Raw genomic sequence first — 18767 nt, forward strand, 5'->3', positions numbered from 1 at the left:
CACCCTAAACTTCTACTAAAAGTATTTGGTAGGGGTTTAGGGGTTATATCCAAACCTACCGGCCTGTAACCGAGCGGCTTTCTCCCGATGATCTTTGGTTTCGTCGAGAACATACCGCTCGGTTGTTACCACCGACGCATGACCTAGCACTACCTGGATTTCCCGCATCGACATACCGGCTTCACGCAGATCGGTCGCGCAAGTGCGGCGTAGATCGTGCGGCGCCAGCTGTAGATCGTTAGGCAGCATAAGGCGCAAGCGCTCCAAGCGCTCATTCACACTGCGTAGACTCAGTGGCTTTTTCAGATAATCACGAGCCGGTGCTTTCTGCTTCACCCAGATAGGATTGAACAGGTATCCGGCGTCACGGCCACGATAGCGATCCAGGTATTCGTTTAAGCGCCATAACACGCAGTCGGGCAGGGTGAGCGTGCGTTGCTTTTGGCCTTTACCCTCGACGGTGATCTCACCGTTGGAAAAGTCGATGTCTTTCAATTGCATACTGACGGCCTCGGCGCGGCGTAAGCCGACGGCAGCCATTATCGAAATCATCAACCCATCCCGAAAGGCGCGAGCACTGGGCTCTTGATCACAAAGATCGAGTAGAGCGCGGATGGTTTCAGCGCTATGGGCTTTACCCGCACGTTTGGCGTATGAATACCGCGCTGCCTTAATTTGCTTGATCCGATCCAGCGTGGCGTGACTCATTTGATCGAGCATCCAGGCTTCGGTGGCGATACCGCGTATCACGGAACGGACGGCATTTCGCTTTGCGGGTGAAACGCCGCCATCGCGGTACGTTGCCAATATCTCGCTGACCACATCGGGCGTGAGGCTTGCCCAATCCACATAATCATAGGGGAAGGCTTGCTGCGGGTGCAGGGCTCGCTGATCACCGTTCGGCGCCAGCAGCTTAGGTGGCTTTGGAGCACCGAGCGCTTTGGTGGCAATTTCGTTAATGAGGCTCCGCTTTGAAGATGCGCTGGCCGCTGATTCCTGGTTGCGCAAATGTCGGTGCGCCGCATTGGTGCCACGGGGGAACGGATGGTTGATGTCATGGCGCACACGAATGGGCGGCGCTTCGTAATCGACCAAGCCGGACTGCGGCTGTTGCAACACAGTCAATGAATGATCAGCGGTGTCGACGTGCTTGATGTCTTGCTTCATGCCAAAACTCCAAAGGGTCTGAGCAAATTTCCGTATCCGGCGGTACGAGAATACTTAACGATATTCTTACAGCCCGTTATCAACATGGAGGCTCAGTACCAATCGTGCCTCGATCCAGAGATCGTCAGCACGGGAAAGAGGGCTGCTGTGCCCATATTATAACTGCATTTAATGAACCTTAAAGGTAGTTATAAAAATAAGTGGCTGACGAGCGGCCTGTATTTTGTTGGAGACATAAAAGGTTTGAGTTAGGTGCTCCATGTAGATAACGAGCTAGTGTGATACCCATAGGCAAAAAAAGACCCCGTACATGGTTTCCATGTCGGGGGAAGCACCAAGAAAGAAACTGCACAAGGAAGGGTTATTTATTCCGGTAGTCGTCGTGGCAGCTTTTGCATGAAGAACCGACTTTCGATAACAAGCCCGCCAAGGTACGCATATCGGCATCGTTGGCGCTAGCTGCTTCTAAGTCTGAAGCTGTGGTAACAAGCTCATTCGCTATTTCGTTAAAGTGCCCGCGATCATCGGCGATCTTTGCGGAAGCCGTGGTTTTGAACCCATGTTGCCCATCGTAGGATTCATCTATAAAGCCTTCCCACGGCATATCGGCCAGCTCGGACACGCGGTTGGCATGGTGATCAAACCGCTCGGCATCAAACTCGATCTCGCCACGGAGCATGTCGCTCATGGGGGAAAAATGATAGCCAATGGCGGTAAAAACCGACTGGCGGTAATCTATAGCATCTTCGATCTTTTCAGAATCGGCGCTCGAAACCGAAGTCATGGCGAGCGACATTGCGGTAGCGGCCAGCGCGGATGTCAGTGCTTTTGCTTTCATTTTAAGCTCCCTGCCAAATGGAACCCCCAGTTTACGGGACAAATTGGCCATAGAAGCCCGCTGAATGGGGAAAAATTCAGGTTTCACCAGGCATTGAGCCCTTTTGAGCTATATTTCACGCCTATTTAGCGCCACTTAGATAAGGCCGATAGGTTCGATTAAGTATTAAATATCAATGCTTTAGGCTATATTTTTGTGTTGATTTACACCCTCATACGCGAAATCTGAGAGTTTGTGGCGCTCACTGCCCGCTAGATTTTGCGTTTGAGCGCCGTTTTTGGCGGCTAGAACACCCTACTGAAAGGCCAATCAAGAGTAATAGTAGTGTGTCACCTGCTCACCTTCATCTTTGTCTGGACTAAACACCTTGACCATGACATCAGGCGGTTTATCCCCTTTGGGCACTTCATGGCCCTTCTTAGTCACCTTCCGCGTATTTTGGCTTTTACCCTTTTGCGTCTTCGGCTCAATCAGCATTTCACCCCGCTCTTTAAAAGGTGGTTTCGCCTGATCATCATCGTCCCGCACGCCCATCGAATCACAGGCTTCGCATATCCATAGCGGCGTCCGCTTAGCCTTCTTAGAGGCGGCTTTTGCGGTTTTGGGTGCATCGCACACTGGGCATGGTGGCCCATCCAAAGGTTTCTTTACCCATTCGCCCCGCTCTTTGAACACGCGCCCTGGTGAGCCATCGGCTTCGGCATAGCACATCGAATCACATGCCTTGCAGATCAGTAATGGTTGCTTATCTTTCCTCGTTTGACCACGGAAGGTTTCGCTCTCTTGGCATACCGGACACAGCGGGCCATCCGGTTTTCGCTCAACTTTCTCACCGCGCACCACGAATGCAGCCCCAGGCGTACCGTCGTTGTCTCCAAATAATGAGTCGCACGACACCGTGCCCTGGTAATCTTGGCACCGCCAGAAATAGGCGTCTTTGCCCTTCTGCTTGAATCGGCGTAGAGGGTTTTGACACTCAGGGCATTGCGGCGCGGTGGCGAGTTCTTCCTCGCGTTGACGTTGCATTTCGGCATCGTCATGCGACTTTAACGGCCCTTTGAAGCAGGTGGTTGGTTTGCCATTTTCAGTGCGGAAGTGGCAGCCGCAGTCAGGTGCCAGGCAGACATAAAAGGTAAGCTGCTTTTTCTGCTTGGTCTTGGCCGTGCGCTGATAAAGTGGCTCATTGCAGTGGCGGCACTGATATTGCGAGGGTTTTTCCGTGGGCGCCAGCTCCCTTGCCTGCTTCAGCCATCGCTGTTGAGCCTCAGTATCGAGTTGTGACTGTACAAACGAATCCACCTGCCCAAGAAAGTCAGCCATCGGCAAGCTGCCATCTTCGACGTTGCGCAAAGCCGCTTCAAAAATACCGGCCATGTCGGGTGTGCTGAGTTCTGGCGGCATGAGTCGATAATGGAACAGTCCGTTGGCTGTGACGCGGATAGTTTTCTTCTCACGCTTCAAGTGCTTGTGGTGCTCAATCAGTTTTTTGACGATACCGGCTCTTGTCGCTTCGGTGCCAATGCCGTCATTTTCGCGCAAGTTCTTCTTGGTTTCGGGGTTTTTGACGAATCGGTGAATGTTCGTCATTGCCGTAATAAGCGTGCTATCAGTGTACGGTTTGGGCGGTTTCGTGACCTTCTTTTCACCGATTATATCGGTGCCCTCGGCCTGGTCGCCTTTCTGCGTCGCCGGTAAGGATTGATCTTTTTCTTCGCTCTCACCCTCGCCATCGTCGTCTTTTGTGTCTGCAAGACCGGCATACACGACTTCACGCCACCCCTGCTGTATCCACACCTTGCCGCGAGCCACGAAACGCTCACCAGCGGCGTCGGGTAAGCCAACCTCAATTTGCGTGGCGTCATAGACAGCATCGGGCATAAATTGCGCGATATACCGGCGGCACACCAGCTCATAAACTGCTCGCTCATTGGAATTGAGGTTCGCTATATCATCGGGAGCAGCGCGTTCCGTTGGGATAATCCCGTGGTGTGCCCCTACCTTATTGTCGTTGAAGGCACGCGACTTCTTCGTGGGGTCAGCTTTTTCGGCGGCGTCATTGAGTGCAACTACGTTGGTGGCCACCGCCTGTAGCGTCGAGCTTGCTGCACCATGCTGATCACTCGGCAGGTAGCCGGTGTCGGTTCGCGGGTACGTCAGCAACCTATCCTTATCGTAGAGCTTTTGCGCAATATCGAGGACAGCCTGCATATCGAGGCCGAGTTGTTGGTTGGCGGCCTTCTGCAAGTCGCTCAGCGAGTACGGCAGCGGTGCTCGCTGCTTTTTGCGGTCGGTTTGCGACTCTAAAATGGTGACGTGATCCGGCACTTGGGCGGCCAGCCCGTCCAGCACAGCAGAATCGGTTAAACGCCCCGCTTCATCGAGGCCCGCCTGGTCGTCGCGTGGCTGCCATTTGGCCATGAAGTCACCATTGGGATGTGACACGGCCAGTTGGACGGTGTAGTAGTCGTGCGGCTTAAAGTGTTGGATGTCGAGATCACGCTGGGCCACCAGCCCCAAGACGGCGCTCTGCACTCGCCCGACAGATAGCGTGGCTTTGACACCGGCTTGGTCAGCGAGCTTGCTATAAAGGCGGCTACAGTTCATCCCCAGGAGCCAATCAGCCCGTGAACGTGTCAGGGCGCGGCGCGTGAGGTGAGCAAAATTGCTATTAGGCTTTAGGTTCTGAAAGGCTTTGCGAATGGGATCAGGGTTCAGGTCTGAAATCAGTACGCGGCTTACCGGCCCTTGCCATCCCAAGTAGTCAATCACCTCGTCGACCAGCAAATTTCCCTCGGCATCAATATCGCCAGCGTTACAGACTTCTTCGACGCCCTTCATCCCCTTCTTAATCTGCGCCAGCATCTTCTTCTTGCCCGCGTCTTTTGGTGGTTTGAGCTTCCAGGGATCAGGGTGAATCGGCAAGTCGTCGATGCGCCAGCTCTTATAACGCTCGTCGTAATCCTGGGGGTCATACTGTTCCAGAATGTGCCCCGCACACGCCACAATACGGTTTTCTCCGACTTCAAAAAGGCCGTCGCCATTCCGTTTTGCACGGCCATTACCGAGCGCTTCTGCAATCGCTTTGGCAACGTTCGGTTTTTCGGCAATCACAAGGCGTTTTGGCATGATATAGCGACTCCCTAGACGGTATTTTTATCGGTTTCTGAGGCGCAAGCACGCTCCAAGATAGGTGATGCGTCTCCGCTATGATGCTCGATGCCGATCCGTTGGGGTTGGCGTAGCTTAGGTGTAAGGCGCCTCTCATTAGGCACGCCTTGGAGTTTTCGCCTGGCTAAAACGGGCTCGCTATGGTGGTTTTCTTGCCCGAATGCGTTAGAGGTATCAGTGGGCGTACCCACTAGCTTATTTTTTAATTCCGTTACCTCCGCGATGGTATCTTTGAGGGTGCTTTCTAACCTGTCGACATCATTACGCAAATTTTCTAATTGCCTGCTTTCCATATCGAGACATTTCAGTGTTGTCGACCAGCCTTTATCGAGCTCTTGGTGGCGGCGTTCGATAGCAGGTAATCGTCTGTAGAGGTAGGCGTCTATCCGGCTTAGCGTGCGCTGGGCATCTTCCTTTTCCGCCTGTTGAATCATGCGGCGCTCTTTCCATTTTCTCAGCATTTTTAAATCCATTGGCAGAGGGTGATATAAGCCACTCTACCAAGGCCGTATCAGCGCCAAGGCTTGCTGAACACCTCAAAAATCAGCTTTTGCGCCATTAATTGCGCACCAAAAAACCCGCTACCGCTTGCGCGATAACGGGTTCATCCGATGCCTCAGCCCTGCCCATGAACTAAGGCGACTTTTCATGCCATTGGTTTAGCACTATGCCTGTAGTGCTGCCATCAGCTTACTGCCCCTATCCTTCGTCTTCAAGACGTGGCCATTTGGCGTTGCAAATGGGTATCGGGCGGCATAAGCGCTTTTGTCTCGCCTGCATCAAACAATTCGGTGCTGCTTTTAAGCGTCCAGGCTTCTCTACGCAATTCAACAGCATCCTGTTCAAAACGATCCATGAGGTGAGTTGACGATTGTGTGGCTACGTCGATCTCCTGGATGGCATTGTTGATTTCCGATACGCCTTTTTCTTGCTCGCTGAAGGCCGAATTTATCTCTCCCATAAGGTCGTTGACGCGATGCGAACTCTCCCGAATGTTGCTAACGGCATCATCGACAATAGACGTGATGCTGGCGCCTGACACGACGGATTCGCGCGTTTTTTCGATACGGTTACGCACCTCTTGGGCCGCGTCGGCGCTGTTTTGCGCCAGCTTTCTTACTTCTTCCGCGACCACGGCAAAGCCTCGGCCATGCTCACCAGCGCGGGCAGCTTCCACGGAGGCATTAAGAGCCAGGATATTGGTTTGGAAGGCAATGCCGTCAATTCTATCTACCAACACTTCCATTTGCTCGGTGTTGTCGGTGATATGCGCTATAGCGTCATTGAGTTTTTGCATTTGAGCCTCAGCGTTATCCACGCTTTCTGTATTACCAATGCTGGCTTTAGAGGCTTGATCCGTATTTTGGGCAGAAGACTCCATAACAGCGGTAATTTGCTCGATGCTCGCTGCCGTTTGCTGAATGGCACTTGCCTGCTGTTGCACCTTAGAGGATAAATCCTGAGAGCCACCGGCAAATTCGTCAGCCGTGCCGTCGACTTGCTGGATGCTGGTCTTCACTTCACGAACAAGCCCGCCCAGCGATAGCCGCGCCAGCTCCATTGCATCCATTGTCTGCCCTACTTCATCGTTGTCAAAGCGGCCAAACCGGCTTCCCTTGAGCTTGCCAGCGGCCATTTCCAGCGTGGCGCGACGTAATGCTTCCGTTGGCTTGCTGAGTCGACTATAGAGGTAGAGGCCCATAGCTAAAATCACTGCCGAACCGGATAACCCCATGCTGAGCATGATGTTGCGTGAGGTGACTTGCTGGCTAACCGCTTGCGCGATGTCGTCGTCGACGACCGCATTTACGCGATCAGAGAGCGCTGTAAGCGTTTCACCCCAGGCTGGGGTTGTGGTCGCTAGAAACTCATTGTGGTGCGTTGTAGCCCCTTCAATGTTGCCCTCAGCCATCATCGCCACAGTGCGATCCACCCCATCCTCAAAATAGCGCTCTAGTTCGCGGGTTTCATCGACAATCGTAATGCCGTTCGCATCAGCGTGTTCGGCGAATTGCTCCCAATGCGCCATCGCTTCGCTTTTTATACTGGCGGCACGATTTTGAAAGGTGGTGGGATTGATGGTGTCTGGTTGGCTCAGCGTCGTGTTGATGTTTCGTCGAGCCTTAACGGTTTCAGCGCGAATGGCGCCGAGCGTATTGATGGAATCGAGGTGGGATTGTGAAGACTCTAGCGCTTCACCGCCGCTGTTCACCATGCTCGCGCCCACTCCGGCGATGCCTAGCAGAAACGCTATCGCTAGGGTATTGGCAAAGGCGGTTTTCGTAACCAGTGATCGAGGATTGAAGGGAATCAGCCGACTCAGGCTATACCGCTTTTGAACCTTGCCTTGCCGGATAGTCCAGGCCGAACGTTGGCCGTTTTCCTTCATATCGGCATAAGCACTGAGCGCACGCGCTTTTTCTTTGTCGTCCGGTTTATGCCGAATCGAGCAAAAGCCTTTGATCTCGCCGTGATCTGTCAGTGGCGTCACATTGGCTTTGACGACGTAGTAGCCGCCATGTTTTCGCCGATTCATCACGATCCCCGACCACGGGCGCCCTCGCTGTAGGTTATCCCACATGTCTTTGAAGACCGCTTTGGGCACATCAGGGTGTCGGACGATATTGTGATAAGAGCCGATAAGCTCGTCACGACTGAAACCGCTGGCTTCTACGAAGGCGTCATTGGCTTGCGTGATCGTGCTATCGGATTGGGTTTGACTGATCAACACATCATTGTCATGGAGGATATATTCTGAAGTCATGGCATTCTGCACGGTCGATGAATGGAAAAGCCACACAAGGGTATCGTGGCCATCGGCGAGAAAAGCCGTGCTGAAATGCGTAAAAATGGTGCTTGGCTAGAAAGCTGGGGCTGGGAAAGAAGTTGCCTAAAAGACAAAAACCCCAAGCCGGAGGCAAGGGGTTTTAGTCGTGCTTGTCGCTGTCAGCAATAATGCGAAAGGCGATGATCACTCCATAGCCAGCGATGCTTAAAAATAGCATTGCTAGGATGAAGATCGTCACGTTGAGGGCCATATCAAGACTCCTTTTTGGCAACCTCGTCTGCATGTCGAGCAGCCGCATCGAGAACGATAGCGCCAACCCATACTAACGCGCCAGCGAGTAGTAGCAATATCGCGGTGATAGCGCTAACCAACCCGCCACCGACGGCAAAAATGCCACCTGCGCCAGCGAATAATCCACCTAGACCGATTTTGCGGAGGTCTTTAGAGACTTCCAATAGGGTTTTAGGTGGAACATGCAGCGGGGGTGCCTTGGCCCCGCCTAGCTTCAATGCTTTCCAGCGTTTTTTTAATGATTTCATACGCATTACCTCGCTTCTGGTTAATTGAAGGGGCAATGCGCCCACAGGGGCGCCATTACCCCCGTGGGTTAAGATGAAGTGATAGCGAACACCGACCTTCATGTTGCGTTGGCGATGCTATCGAGAATGATTTGGCGTGATGGAAACGACATGGCCCCGTGTTGCAGCAGCATGTCATTCCAGTCCACGCCCTTTTCGTCGGCAGGGATAATCGCGTCAGGCAGCATAATGACGACCTTGACGCCTTTCTCCTTCATGCGCGACTTGAGCTGTTCCGCCGCCACCTCACCCGCTTTAGAGCGGTCACGGTCGGCCCACACGACCAGCGTGTGAACGTCAGGCGGTGGATTGAAGCCCGCCAGCAGCGTTGCGTTCACGCACGACCACGTAGGTAGCCTTGTTGCGTTGTACGCCGCTGTGGCTGTCTCCAAGCCTTCAGCAAGGCCCAGGATGCCGCGTGGCATCGCTAATGGAATGGCACCCCCTGTCACGCTTACCCCTTCGGGCAATGCGAGCATTTTGCGAGGATGGTCAACATCCGCCTTCCCAGCGCCATCATGGGCTAGGTAAGTGCGATGCAGCGTTGTGATGTTGCCGTGCTCGTCACGAATAGCCGCAATAAGCGCAGGATAATGCCCTAAAGCGGCTATTTGTTCATGGATGATGGCCTCACCTGATGCCGTCATTTCCTGGCGCTCGATAACACCGTAGTAAGCCAGTGCTGGGTGAAAGCGCAGTGAGTCACCTGTAGCGAGCGCGTTTAGCATGGCGTCACTATGGGCAATGCCACGATTTCCCAGGTACGCCTTAACGGTCACGGCCTGAGCGTCGGTCAGCGGCAGGGTTTCATCCCATAGCGCTTGAAGCCGTTGCTGATGTTGTTGCCGATCCACATGCTGTTGCTGGGCGAGCTTACGCTGAGCCGCTTTTGCTACGGATTCGGCATCATGGTTTAACCGACGCGGTGCAGTATGCACACGACGCGGCTGGCCACCTTTCTTGCGATACGGCTCCATCCCCAGGATTAGCGCCACTTCCGTTACGGTCGTGCGAAAATCCCAGTCATTGAGCCACATAAGGAGTGAAAAACCGTCGGTCATTGAGCCGATATTCGGGTCATTGTGGATACCACCCCCGCGCTCATTAAGATCACGGGGAAACAACCGGAAACCGTCTTTACCTTGTCCCGACTTCGGGCACGGTACATGACGGCCAGGCTTATTGAGGGCAGGTGCGAGCGCACCGAACTGACTCAAAATGGCGATCCAGTTGCCTCTAGCCGACTGCTTTACCTCGTCGGTTTTGAAAAACTCGTTATCACGATCAATCATCATGGGCGATGTCTCCATTGGTTTTCGGGGCTTCCGAAAACCACCGCGCTAGGCGCAGGGGCTTTAGTGAAGCCCCGAAGGGAGACAAACGCCCCCATAGGGAGTGTTTATCTCCCCTTGGGGTGAATCATCGTTGTCGTTACGACGCCAAAGACGTGATACGACGGCTGCGCAATTCAGGATCAGCTTCGCGGATCACCTCATAGAGCTCGCGGACTTTGTAGATCGGGATGGCACCAGCAAAGCGATATTGCTGGCCATGTCCCATCAAAAAGGCCGGAGTAAGAGGCACCCAGCGGGCATTGTCGATCTTGAACTTGGTTGGCTGCTGTAACCCCTGACCGTCATGGATTTTGTCGATCAGGATTTGCCCCCGCAGCACGCTATCGAGCTTCTGCGTGGTGCCTGGCGCGATACACAAAGAACCGCTTTCGTCATCGACACCCACCACCAAAACGGGCCGATATTTCGGGCCAGGTTGGTGGGGCGTCTCGCTGTGCGGCATCCAGGCATAAATCACGCTGCCAACGAAATGATGTTTAGACGGCACCATAGCGCACCCCCTTTTGGCAGGACGGTGGCATGAGAGCGCCATTGTTGCGCCAGAATGCTTCACGGCATGTTTCGCGCTTGAGGGATGATGCTGATAGATCAACATCGCCCAACTCGCGTGCGAGAACGCGCCTGATTAGCTGTTCCGGTGTGATATGAAGCCGACGGGCGTGTTTGGTCAGCACATCGCCCATCACCTCATGCTCGTCGTACTTGACGACAAACTGCTTAGTATTCATGGGAGCCTCCAATCGAGTGAAAGCGAGCACTCCCACACCCTTACGGGCGCGAAAAGTGCCCGCATTGGGTTGGGTGAATTAACCGGCTTTAAGATGCTTGCCAAGCAATTCATCTATCCGGCTTTCAGCGGCAACGGCTTTTTTATAAGCCGATTCCCAGCTTTTGAGCGTTTGCTGTTCCCGAAATGTCAGCAATCCATCACGCCTTGGGGCGTAGCGTTTGCGCATTTTTAGGAGTGACAGCATTTCTTGGATGCGGTCAGCCAGCTGCGAGGCTGGTTGCCCTGGTGTTGGGTTTACCGGCACTTCCCAGACAATGCGGCCTTGCGGCGCGTCAACGTCGATACGGAGCGTGTCGGCAGAGCCAAAAGTGGTGTGTGTCATGGCGAACCTCATGTGCAATGGGGAACGCCAGCCCAGAAGGAGGCGAACCCCCTAGTGGGTAGAGTGAAGCTACTTATTTAGCGTGGTGAAGCGACCACGATCACTGCCAACGGCAGAGAAACTTGCTTGCCTGGGGATACGTCACGGCATACCGCCAGGCAAGCAAGGTGGGGGATTCCCCCCCACGCCTGCCTGCCACTACCAATCGCGGAATGCCACATTTTTGCAAGTGAGCAGAACCCGCGACCGCAGTTCGTCATGGTCATAACCGAGCATGGCGCAGCAATTCACAAATGACAGCGGGTATGCCGTGTCATCGGAAAGCAACCATCCTCGCGCTTCGTCCCGTGCCTTATGCCCCGCAAAAGGGCTACCTAGCGTGGAAATCGACGCGGTAAAAAAGCGCTCGACGAATTGATAAACGTCATCGTTTGACCAAGATTCCTGATTGGGTGCATTTGAAAAAGCGTCTAACTCGACAAGTTCGCCTTTATCCCCTGTATCGCGGGAGTGCAGCGTGTCGGGGTCGACACCTAGCTCCAAAAAGCTATCAAACAAAAGACCCATTTGATCTACATCGTGGTGTGCAGTCATAAAAGACCTCGCCTCATACATCAGGCACACCACGCCCAAAGGGGGTGGTGTACCCCCTTTGGGTGGATGCAGTGGTAGCGTCAAGCCGCCACTGCGCGTTGCGTCACTTCAGGATGGAGGCGCGAGCCACATCCATCAGTGTTTTCTCTAACTCGCCAAGCTCGTTGACGACGGTAGAGTTGTCGATGTAATTGACAATCGCATCGTCCAAGATGCCAATGCCAACAAGTTCAACGGATTTGGAAAGCTGCTTGATAGCTTGATGGGTCGCCAACGGGCTGTCGGGAGAACCATCGGACAAGACAATCAAGACCTTGCGTTCCTCTTGCGTTTTGTTGAGCTCAACCGCGCTGTACCAAAGGGCTTCGGCCAACGCTGTCGTCCCAACGGGATGCACTGCAAAACGCTGAATCGTTTTATGATTAAGCGTTTCACCATGCTTGAGCATCGGCGTAATGTCGTTTACTGACGAAAACCCCGTAGCGGCGACATTGACCCCTTTGATGCGTTCAAGCGCCTGTGTGAGCGCCAGTGTTGCGTTACGCGCCACCTGAAAGGGCAGCCTAACGCCCCAACGATGGGTTGAATCCACTTCCGCAAACGCCTCGGTAAAATCATCGACATTCTCGACGTTGCAGAACGGAACATCACGTTGCGACATACACATGGAGCCGGACATATCCACTAGAATATGAATCGCCGCGTTGGGCTTCTTAACACGGTCTTTAGCGCTGAAGACGCGGGTATCGCCCACGGCCATGCGCGCTAAATTCTTCGTGTTAATGCGCTTACCGCGACGGGAAGGCCGCACTGCTTGACGCTGTGTTGCCTGCACCAAACCGGCGAGACGGTGCTGTAACTTGTGCGAAGTGGCATGGACATGGTTCTTAATTCCCTGCCCCAAGCCACTTTCTTCAACAAGTAAGGTGTCGCTAACACCATCAGGGATCGTCACGGGAAAAGAATACGACACCGCTTCTGTTTCCGCATCCATGTCAGCGCGAAGCGTTCTCATGGGGTCGGGCAGTTCATCACCCCGACCGGCACTCAGCACTTGCTGGGTATTGGTTTGTGCTTTGTCTTGATCGACATCGCCATCACCGCTACCACTGGGTTTCGTCGTGGAGTCGCCATTGGCATCTTCCTCTCCGTCACCCTCAGCGCTGTTAGTGCTTTTGCTGTCGTTGTCGCTGGTGTCAGCATCGTCGCTTTGACCATTCGCTCCACCGCTGCTGTCCGATTCATCATCGCCTTCGTCGTCACCCGCGTTACCGCTGGTGTTGTCGTCAGCTTTCGAATCCTCGGCTTCGCTGCTGCCGTCGCTACCTGCTGCGTCACTGTCATCACCATCGCTGGCATCATCGCTTTCGCCACTCGATGTTGAATCATCCGATGCCTGGTCATCTTCATCACTGGATGTTTCCGACTGAGCATCATCAGTGTCGTCAGCACTGTTGCTTTCGTCAGTATCGCCATCATCGCTTGAGTCGTTACTGTCGTCAGCATCATCGGTTTCCGACGGGTTGTTGGCTTCTTCTTCCAGCATGTCCATGATCTGTTCTGCAAGATCAGCGGCACCTCTGGTTGAAGTGAGCGTGGGCACTTGGCTAAGCAGTCCTTTCAGTCGGATACGCGCACCCTTCTGGAAAGTGTTGCAAAGCGCTGCCTCTGCTTTTTTCAGCGCATCCTGAAGCATGGTTTGCTTGAGATAATTGCACCGCAAAAAATAGAGGCAATACATTTGAAGAATGCCGATAGCAGGCGTTTCATCGGAAACGTCTTGAACATAACCGGCTTTTTTCAAATAGTGCCAAATGGCGTCGAGTTCTTTGGCCACGCCTGGATAAGCCTGTGCCATTTCCCGCTCGATGCGGGCATCCTCGATGATATTGGTGAGCGCGGCATGTGCCCCAGGAATGCGACGAACATTAAAGTTCGTAAAGCGCACATGCGAGGCTTCATGCGCCAAGTAGCCCCAAATCACGTCTTTCGGATAATCCGAGGAAATGTTGGGTACTACGATGGTTTCCCCATCCGTATATGCCGAGCTGTCATCGTTGCCAATCGCCACTTTGACGCCCAGTTTGCGGCCATAAGCGGCGGCTACAATCGGAAGGGCTTTCTGTAGTGTTGAGGCTTGCTTGCTCATTGTGTACTCCTAGCATCATGTTAAGAGCACACCCACCCGAACGGGTGGGTGTGCCCGTTCTGGGTGGTGAGAGAGCGTGCTGGTGCTTACCAGGCGCCCCAATCAACAGACGCGACCTTTTGGGTTTCAGGCTGGGTTGTTGACGTTGAATCGTCTTCGCCCTGCTCCTGATCCGCTTCGGTCGGCGCGTCGGTGTCAGCACTTTCGTCGCCGGATAGCAGGCTATCCAAGTCGCCGAACATGCTGTCGAAATCATCCCCGTCGTCACCGTCAGCGTTAGCTTCAGAGTCGGCAGCGTCAGCATCGGCAGTCGATGTGGACGCGCTTTCGGAAGCATCGGCATGAGCGGGTTGAGAGGATGTATCCGTGGTGTGAGCTTCACTGCTGTCAGAAGCGTCTGCTGTTTCATCAGCATCGTCCTGGTCAGCATCATCTGTTGGTGTTGCCGTAGCGCCACCAGACAGATAGGTGTGAATCTCGTCTGTGCTCAATACAAGCGCGTTGTGCTTGAGTTGAGCGAGGTTGGTGCCTGTTACACTCGCATCGCCATAAAGGTCGATTGTCTCCTGCAACAGATCGTTCAGTGCATCAAACTTGGCATCCAAGAACGTCAACCCACTCACCTTGAAACGCAGGTTTTGCCACGTTGCCACGGTGCGCGGATCAACTTTTGATACACTTGCCTTGCCGTACTTGTCGTAAAACTTTCGGGCCGTTTTTTGAATTTCGGTAATGAGCGAATCGCTCATTTCCACTTTACCGCCAACGTGTTCTTCCGCACCTGCCACGGGGGCAAGTTGGTAGATTTTAAAGCTGGCGGAAATCCTGTCTCTCACGTCTTCGACCGGAAGCGCTGAACGGCGAATCTCATTGGAAAAGCCAGGATTTTCAGCGATCCAATCTTCAAGAGACTGATCGTAAGAGGCCAAGAATTTTTCCTTGGCGTCCTCAAACTTCTTGATCAGCATTTCCAGTTTAGGCACCACTTTGGAAACGACATCCTGCGGGATGGCATAGCCGCCCATCAGCGGTACGCCGTGGTCTGTGACCGTGTTGCGGATGGTTTCGCGCAGCGTGCGGAACACCTTGAGATCATCGGGATTGCAGATTTTTTTGTTGCCAATCTGCGCCACCTTGGCGGGAGGCAGCTTGCCGCCATCACCAAGCCGGATGTCTTCGGCTTTCAACTGGGTTTGGCCTGACCAAACCGAAACGTTTAATTGAACCAGGGCGACCTGATCCAGTGTTTCAGTGTTGGTGTCGGCAGCTTTTGCGTTGTTGCGAGTCATCATGCGGAGTCTCCTAAGAGAAATTGCGCGCACGACACCCAAGCGACACACACAACTCTCCCGCAACGGGATAAGTTATCGTGTCCCGTTGGGAGGAAGTGCGTAGTGGTGAAGGTAACAATGCCAGAGCGGCATTGTTGAACTGAGAAGGGCTAAACAGCAGTGAGCTGTTAGCAAAGATGAATCCGTATGTTTTGAGTGTTCGGCAAACACTATCGCTCAAAGAGCAACAATTTGAGTCTATCGGCGTCAGCGGCAATCTTCAACCCAAAAAAAACCCGCCAGCGGCGGGTTTTAAAGGGCTTAGAAAAAGGCATCGGGAATGACTTTCGTAGGCTTGTTGGATTGCTCCACCACCTCTTTGTCATTGATATTCCGAGGCGCTTCTTCTGTCACCGTGACGCGGTGGCGCATGGAACTGGGTTTGCGGTAAGCGTTTAACGTTTCATCATCAAGATCAAGCTGATCGTCGACGATTTTGCGATAGTTGACGCTCCCCTCTTGCTCGTACTGCGTGACCATAACACCCGCGAACTCGCCGCGTTTGTACTCGTCACCTAGCAAGCCCAGCATGGTATCCACCAGCGGTTTTTGCTGTTCCTGAAGCTGTTTGATACGGGCCTTCATATCGTCAATTTCTTTCTGATACGTCCGGTAATACGCAGCGGCTTGGCGCCACGCTTCCGCATCTTCTCCTTCAGGGATGTAGTGATCCAGCACAGGGTCTTTCTCCGGTGCGGATCGGGTTTGCACCTGCTTCCAGAACGCCGCCACGTCGCGCAAAAGCTGCTTGGCAAACGCCGCGTCGCGCTGGATTTCAAACGACCGCAACGTAATGCTGCCATCGCTTTCTTCTTTGCCAAACACCAGCGTCCCTTTGGGCGCCAGCAAGCAAAGCATTTGAAACTGCATCTGCACCCAGTACATGCGAAACGCAGTTGATTGCTCCCCCTGGTCTTCGATCTCTTTCCACACCTTTTGTCCTGGTGCCTTAATCTCGACAGGGTGATTATCATCATTGATGCCGTCCAACGACGCCCGCAGTAGCGGTGACTTCTTGGACTGCACGCAGACGGGCAACATCATGTCGCCGGTTTGCTGTTCCCACTCAGCGCGGATTTTGGCCTCGATGGCGTTGCCACGCTGTACGTTGGGGTTTTGCGACAGGTCGGGCGCACTGGCGTAACCCGTCTTTTCTGCCCAAAGCTGCCATTTTGACTTGTACGGACTGATGCCAGCCAGCACGACCGCATCGGTAGCGGTAATGCCTTCCTGGCGCCAATCCAGCCAATCTTGCTCGCCTTGTGTGACGTTGATGGTGTCGTAGTGCAGTGCCATTTGGATAACTCCTTCATCATGTTATCCCTACGGACACACAAGCCCCCAGTGGGCAATGTATGTCCACTAGGGGTTATTGCGATTCGATCACTGCCGCGATGGCGACAGCCCCGATTAAGGCGATAGTCGATAGCGTACCCAGGATTAACGGCATCATGCGGCATCATCCTCACGCTGAGAATGAGCCGTTTGAGCCAACAGCGCTTGATAGCGTTGCTCGCCTTCTCGATAAGAAAGCGTGCCGCTATTGATACGCTGTAAGATCGAGGTGACTTCGCAACCGACCTGCCATTCCGATGTAGCGCTCATGCGCTCTAAAGCCCCGTTATCAAGCGTTTGAAACCCCGAACGAATAAGCTCGTCCAGTGTTTCAATGGCATTTTGATAGCAGGCGTGTCCTTGAAATCCATTGGCCGCGTAATACTGCGCACGGAAAATGGATGGGTTCGTTGGATCGACCAAAATGGTCGCCCACTGCTGGATGCGATCATTGCGCAGCTCAATGCCGCACAGATTTGTCAGCTCACCTTGGCAGTGCTCGCGCACGGCGTCCCAGGCGGCTTGAAAAGGTGTCGCATCTACCTCACTAGCAAAACCGATTAAGTCGGTATCACCCGTGGATTCCGCTTCCTCAATCAGCTCCATGACAGAGAGATAAAAGGAATGGTGCAGGGGAAAAGTGGTTGTCGACATGGTGTGCCTCATTGAAATCAATGCAGGCACACCCCTCCCCTAGCGGGAAGGTGTATGCCCGCTAGGGATGGGTGTTTGAGCCAAAGGCTCGATATGAAGATGCGGTTACGCTTGCTCGTCAGGCGCTTCAGGTGCCGGATCGGCATCATTGGCGCTATCAGCGTTTGGCGTTTCCGCACGCTTTTGTGTGGGTTCTACTTCGTCGTCGCTTAGCGGCGTGTGCATAAGCTCTGACTCCGATAGATCATTCACAAAGCGCTTTTTGACCGCTTCGCTCAAGTTTGGGTGCTTTTGCACCCATTCCATCGCAGCGCGCCAGCACTGCTTTGATTCAGCCCGTTGCAAAAGCTGCTTGCGCATACTTTTCTCGCTATCGCTTAGCTCACTATCAGAAGCGGGCGGCAACAGCGTCGGGGATGGTGAGTTCGGGGTAATGTCGACCTCATTGCCATCGCTTGAACGATTATTGCGGATGTTGTCGGCTTCATCGGCGTCATAGACACCGGAGAAGCCAAAGGCCATGCGAATAGCCTGGATCAAGACCTTGTGACGGTGCATACGCTTGGTATGCGTTTGCCACGGCCCAGAGCGGCCTTTGCGCGGCGGCTTGTAGACTTCATCCAAGTGCTCGCGCACCGTGATCGAAGTCATGCCTTTAATGTGCATGGTGCATTCAATCCATTCGTAGCCGTCTACTTCCGCCCCCTGCATTCGAATCATGTTGTCGGAATACCGGAACTCGTAGCCCTGAAAATCAGGTTGGCGCCGCAAGATTGATACCCAGCCATCCACGCCAATCACGGGAATAATGCCGCCCTTGTCGGGGAAGGCATAAATCTCCTTGGTCAGCGGGTTAAGCCCATACTGCTCAGAGACAATGCAGAGCATCATCAGCTGTTCATTCGTGGGCTGTTGGCCGTAAGGCACCTTGAAGCAGTCGTTTTTCAGCACATTCCACAGTTTTTCCGGCTCGACGTTCCCCAGGCGTTCGGCCATGCGAACGATTAAGGATTTGTCGTTATCGCCGTTCGGCTGCGAAGTGGCTGGTTGCTGCTGTTGCTGGATAGGTGATTGCATCATGGTTTCCTTCTTTCAGAATGAAAAAAGGGGCATCACCTATCCCCAGTGGGGCATCAGTGATACCCCATCAGGGTGGAGGGTCTAGCTAGAAAAACGCATCGGGTATCCGACTAGATCGAATATCCAATGGCTCACCAGCCAGCCCTAATTGAATAGCGAGGCCATATCGGTACTCGTCGATTAGCGTGTCAGAAACATCGCCAAGTCGAAGTAGTTCCGCAACCTCGATCCAGCATCGCTTTGCATCCGGCAACTGTTCGTTGTCGTCGTAGCTAAACTGGATTTGCGGCTCATTCTCCAAACGGAACGTCTGGTGAAAGCTATTGCTAATCGCAACAAGCGCTATGAGCAGTTTGTGATCATGGGGTAACGACAACATCCCACTGCCGGACATATCCGACGGGTTAATGACGTTTGGCCCCATCATCGTATCGAGCGTAATCACGGCACTTTCAGCGCGTAGCAGCTCCCCCTTGTCGGGGGAACATACAAGCTGAGAGGCGTGGGCGACTTCTTGGCAGCTTTCCCAGAGCACGTCCAGGTAAGCCGTCATATTGGGCTTGTCGATAGATTGCGACTCCCAATACACCCATTTGTCGGTAAGCGTCTCCATCACTG

The 18767-nt window shown here is 53.6% G+C and carries 17 protein-coding genes; all 17 read right to left on the reverse strand.

The genetic code is table 11. The features are described from left to right. Nucleotides 1-36 precede the first annotated feature (36 nt). Nucleotides 37-1167 carry a tyrosine-type recombinase/integrase gene (locus BQ9846_RS15165; protein WP_075881891.1) on the reverse strand — a complete coding sequence of 377 codons (1131 nt, stop codon included), beginning with the start codon at nt 1165-1167 and terminating at the stop codon, nt 37-39. Nucleotides 1168-1528: 361 nt separating this feature from the next. After that, on the reverse strand, nt 1529-2005 hold the full coding sequence (locus BQ9846_RS15170) for a c-type cytochrome (RefSeq protein ID WP_075881892.1): 477 nt from the start codon (nt 2003-2005) through the stop codon (nt 1529-1531). 309 nt (nt 2006-2314) lie between these two features. Beyond that, on the reverse strand, nt 2315-5116 hold the full coding sequence (locus BQ9846_RS15175) for a DNA topoisomerase 3 (RefSeq protein ID WP_159437937.1): 2802 nt from the start codon (nt 5114-5116) through the stop codon (nt 2315-2317). A gap of 29 nt (nt 5117-5145) precedes the next feature. Continuing rightward, complete coding sequence (locus BQ9846_RS15180; RefSeq protein ID WP_075881894.1) at nt 5146-5607, reverse strand: hypothetical protein; 462 nt, start codon at nt 5605-5607, stop codon at nt 5146-5148. A gap of 278 nt (nt 5608-5885) precedes the next feature. Then, entirely contained in the window at nt 5886-7937 is a 2052-nt protein-coding gene (locus tag BQ9846_RS15185) for a methyl-accepting chemotaxis protein (RefSeq protein ID WP_144049472.1), read from the reverse strand. A 275-nt stretch (nt 7938-8212) separates the two neighbouring features. Further along, the gene (locus BQ9846_RS15190) at nt 8213-8500 is read right to left on the reverse strand and encodes a hypothetical protein (RefSeq protein ID WP_075881896.1); all 288 of its coding nucleotides are present in this window, start codon (nt 8498-8500) and stop codon (nt 8213-8215) included. A gap of 98 nt (nt 8501-8598) precedes the next feature. Continuing rightward, entirely contained in the window at nt 8599-9834 is a 1236-nt protein-coding gene (locus BQ9846_RS15195) for a DUF7146 domain-containing protein (RefSeq protein ID WP_075881897.1), read from the reverse strand. A gap of 136 nt (nt 9835-9970) precedes the next feature. Continuing rightward, entirely contained in the window at nt 9971-10384 is a 414-nt protein-coding gene (locus tag BQ9846_RS15200; RefSeq protein ID WP_075881898.1) for a type II toxin-antitoxin system PemK/MazF family toxin, read from the reverse strand. Continuing rightward, nucleotides 10371-10622 carry a hypothetical protein gene (locus tag BQ9846_RS15205; protein WP_075881899.1) on the reverse strand — a complete coding sequence of 84 codons (252 nt, stop codon included), beginning with the start codon at nt 10620-10622 and terminating at the stop codon, nt 10371-10373. The genes BQ9846_RS15200 and BQ9846_RS15205 overlap by 14 nt, the downstream gene beginning before the upstream one ends. Nucleotides 10623-10700: 78 nt before the next feature. Beyond that, on the reverse strand, nt 10701-11006 hold the full coding sequence (locus BQ9846_RS15210) for a hypothetical protein (RefSeq protein ID WP_075881900.1): 306 nt from the start codon (nt 11004-11006) through the stop codon (nt 10701-10703). A gap of 198 nt (nt 11007-11204) precedes the next feature. Further along, complete coding sequence (locus tag BQ9846_RS15215; protein WP_075881901.1) at nt 11205-11600, reverse strand: hypothetical protein; 396 nt, start codon at nt 11598-11600, stop codon at nt 11205-11207. Nucleotides 11601-11703: 103 nt separating this feature from the next. Beyond that, nucleotides 11704-13749 (reverse strand): VWA domain-containing protein, encoded by a 2046-nt coding sequence (locus tag BQ9846_RS15220; protein WP_075881902.1) that lies wholly within the window; start codon nt 13747-13749, stop codon nt 11704-11706. An 86-nt stretch (nt 13750-13835) separates the two neighbouring features. Next, complete coding sequence (locus BQ9846_RS15225; RefSeq protein ID WP_075881903.1) at nt 13836-15041, reverse strand: DUF3150 domain-containing protein; 1206 nt, start codon at nt 15039-15041, stop codon at nt 13836-13838. A gap of 300 nt (nt 15042-15341) precedes the next feature. Next, on the reverse strand, nt 15342-16376 hold the full coding sequence (locus BQ9846_RS15230) for a YqaJ viral recombinase family nuclease (RefSeq protein WP_075881904.1): 1035 nt from the start codon (nt 16374-16376) through the stop codon (nt 15342-15344). 153 nt (nt 16377-16529) lie between these two features. Next, nucleotides 16530-17069, reverse strand: a complete 540-nt coding sequence (locus tag BQ9846_RS15235) for a hypothetical protein (RefSeq protein ID WP_075881905.1) — start codon at nt 17067-17069, stop codon at nt 16530-16532. A 105-nt stretch (nt 17070-17174) separates the two neighbouring features. After that, a complete protein-coding gene (locus BQ9846_RS15240; RefSeq protein WP_083651629.1) occupies nt 17175-18149 on the reverse strand; it encodes a RecT family recombinase in 975 nt (324 codons plus the stop codon). Nucleotides 18150-18234: 85 nt separating this feature from the next. Continuing rightward, complete coding sequence (locus BQ9846_RS15245; protein ID WP_075881907.1) at nt 18235-18762, reverse strand: hypothetical protein; 528 nt, start codon at nt 18760-18762, stop codon at nt 18235-18237. Nucleotides 18763-18767 lie beyond the last annotated feature (5 nt).

This window comes from Vreelandella massiliensis (assembly GCF_900155385.1).
GTDB classification, from domain to species: Bacteria; Pseudomonadota; Gammaproteobacteria; order Pseudomonadales; family Halomonadaceae; genus Vreelandella; species Vreelandella massiliensis.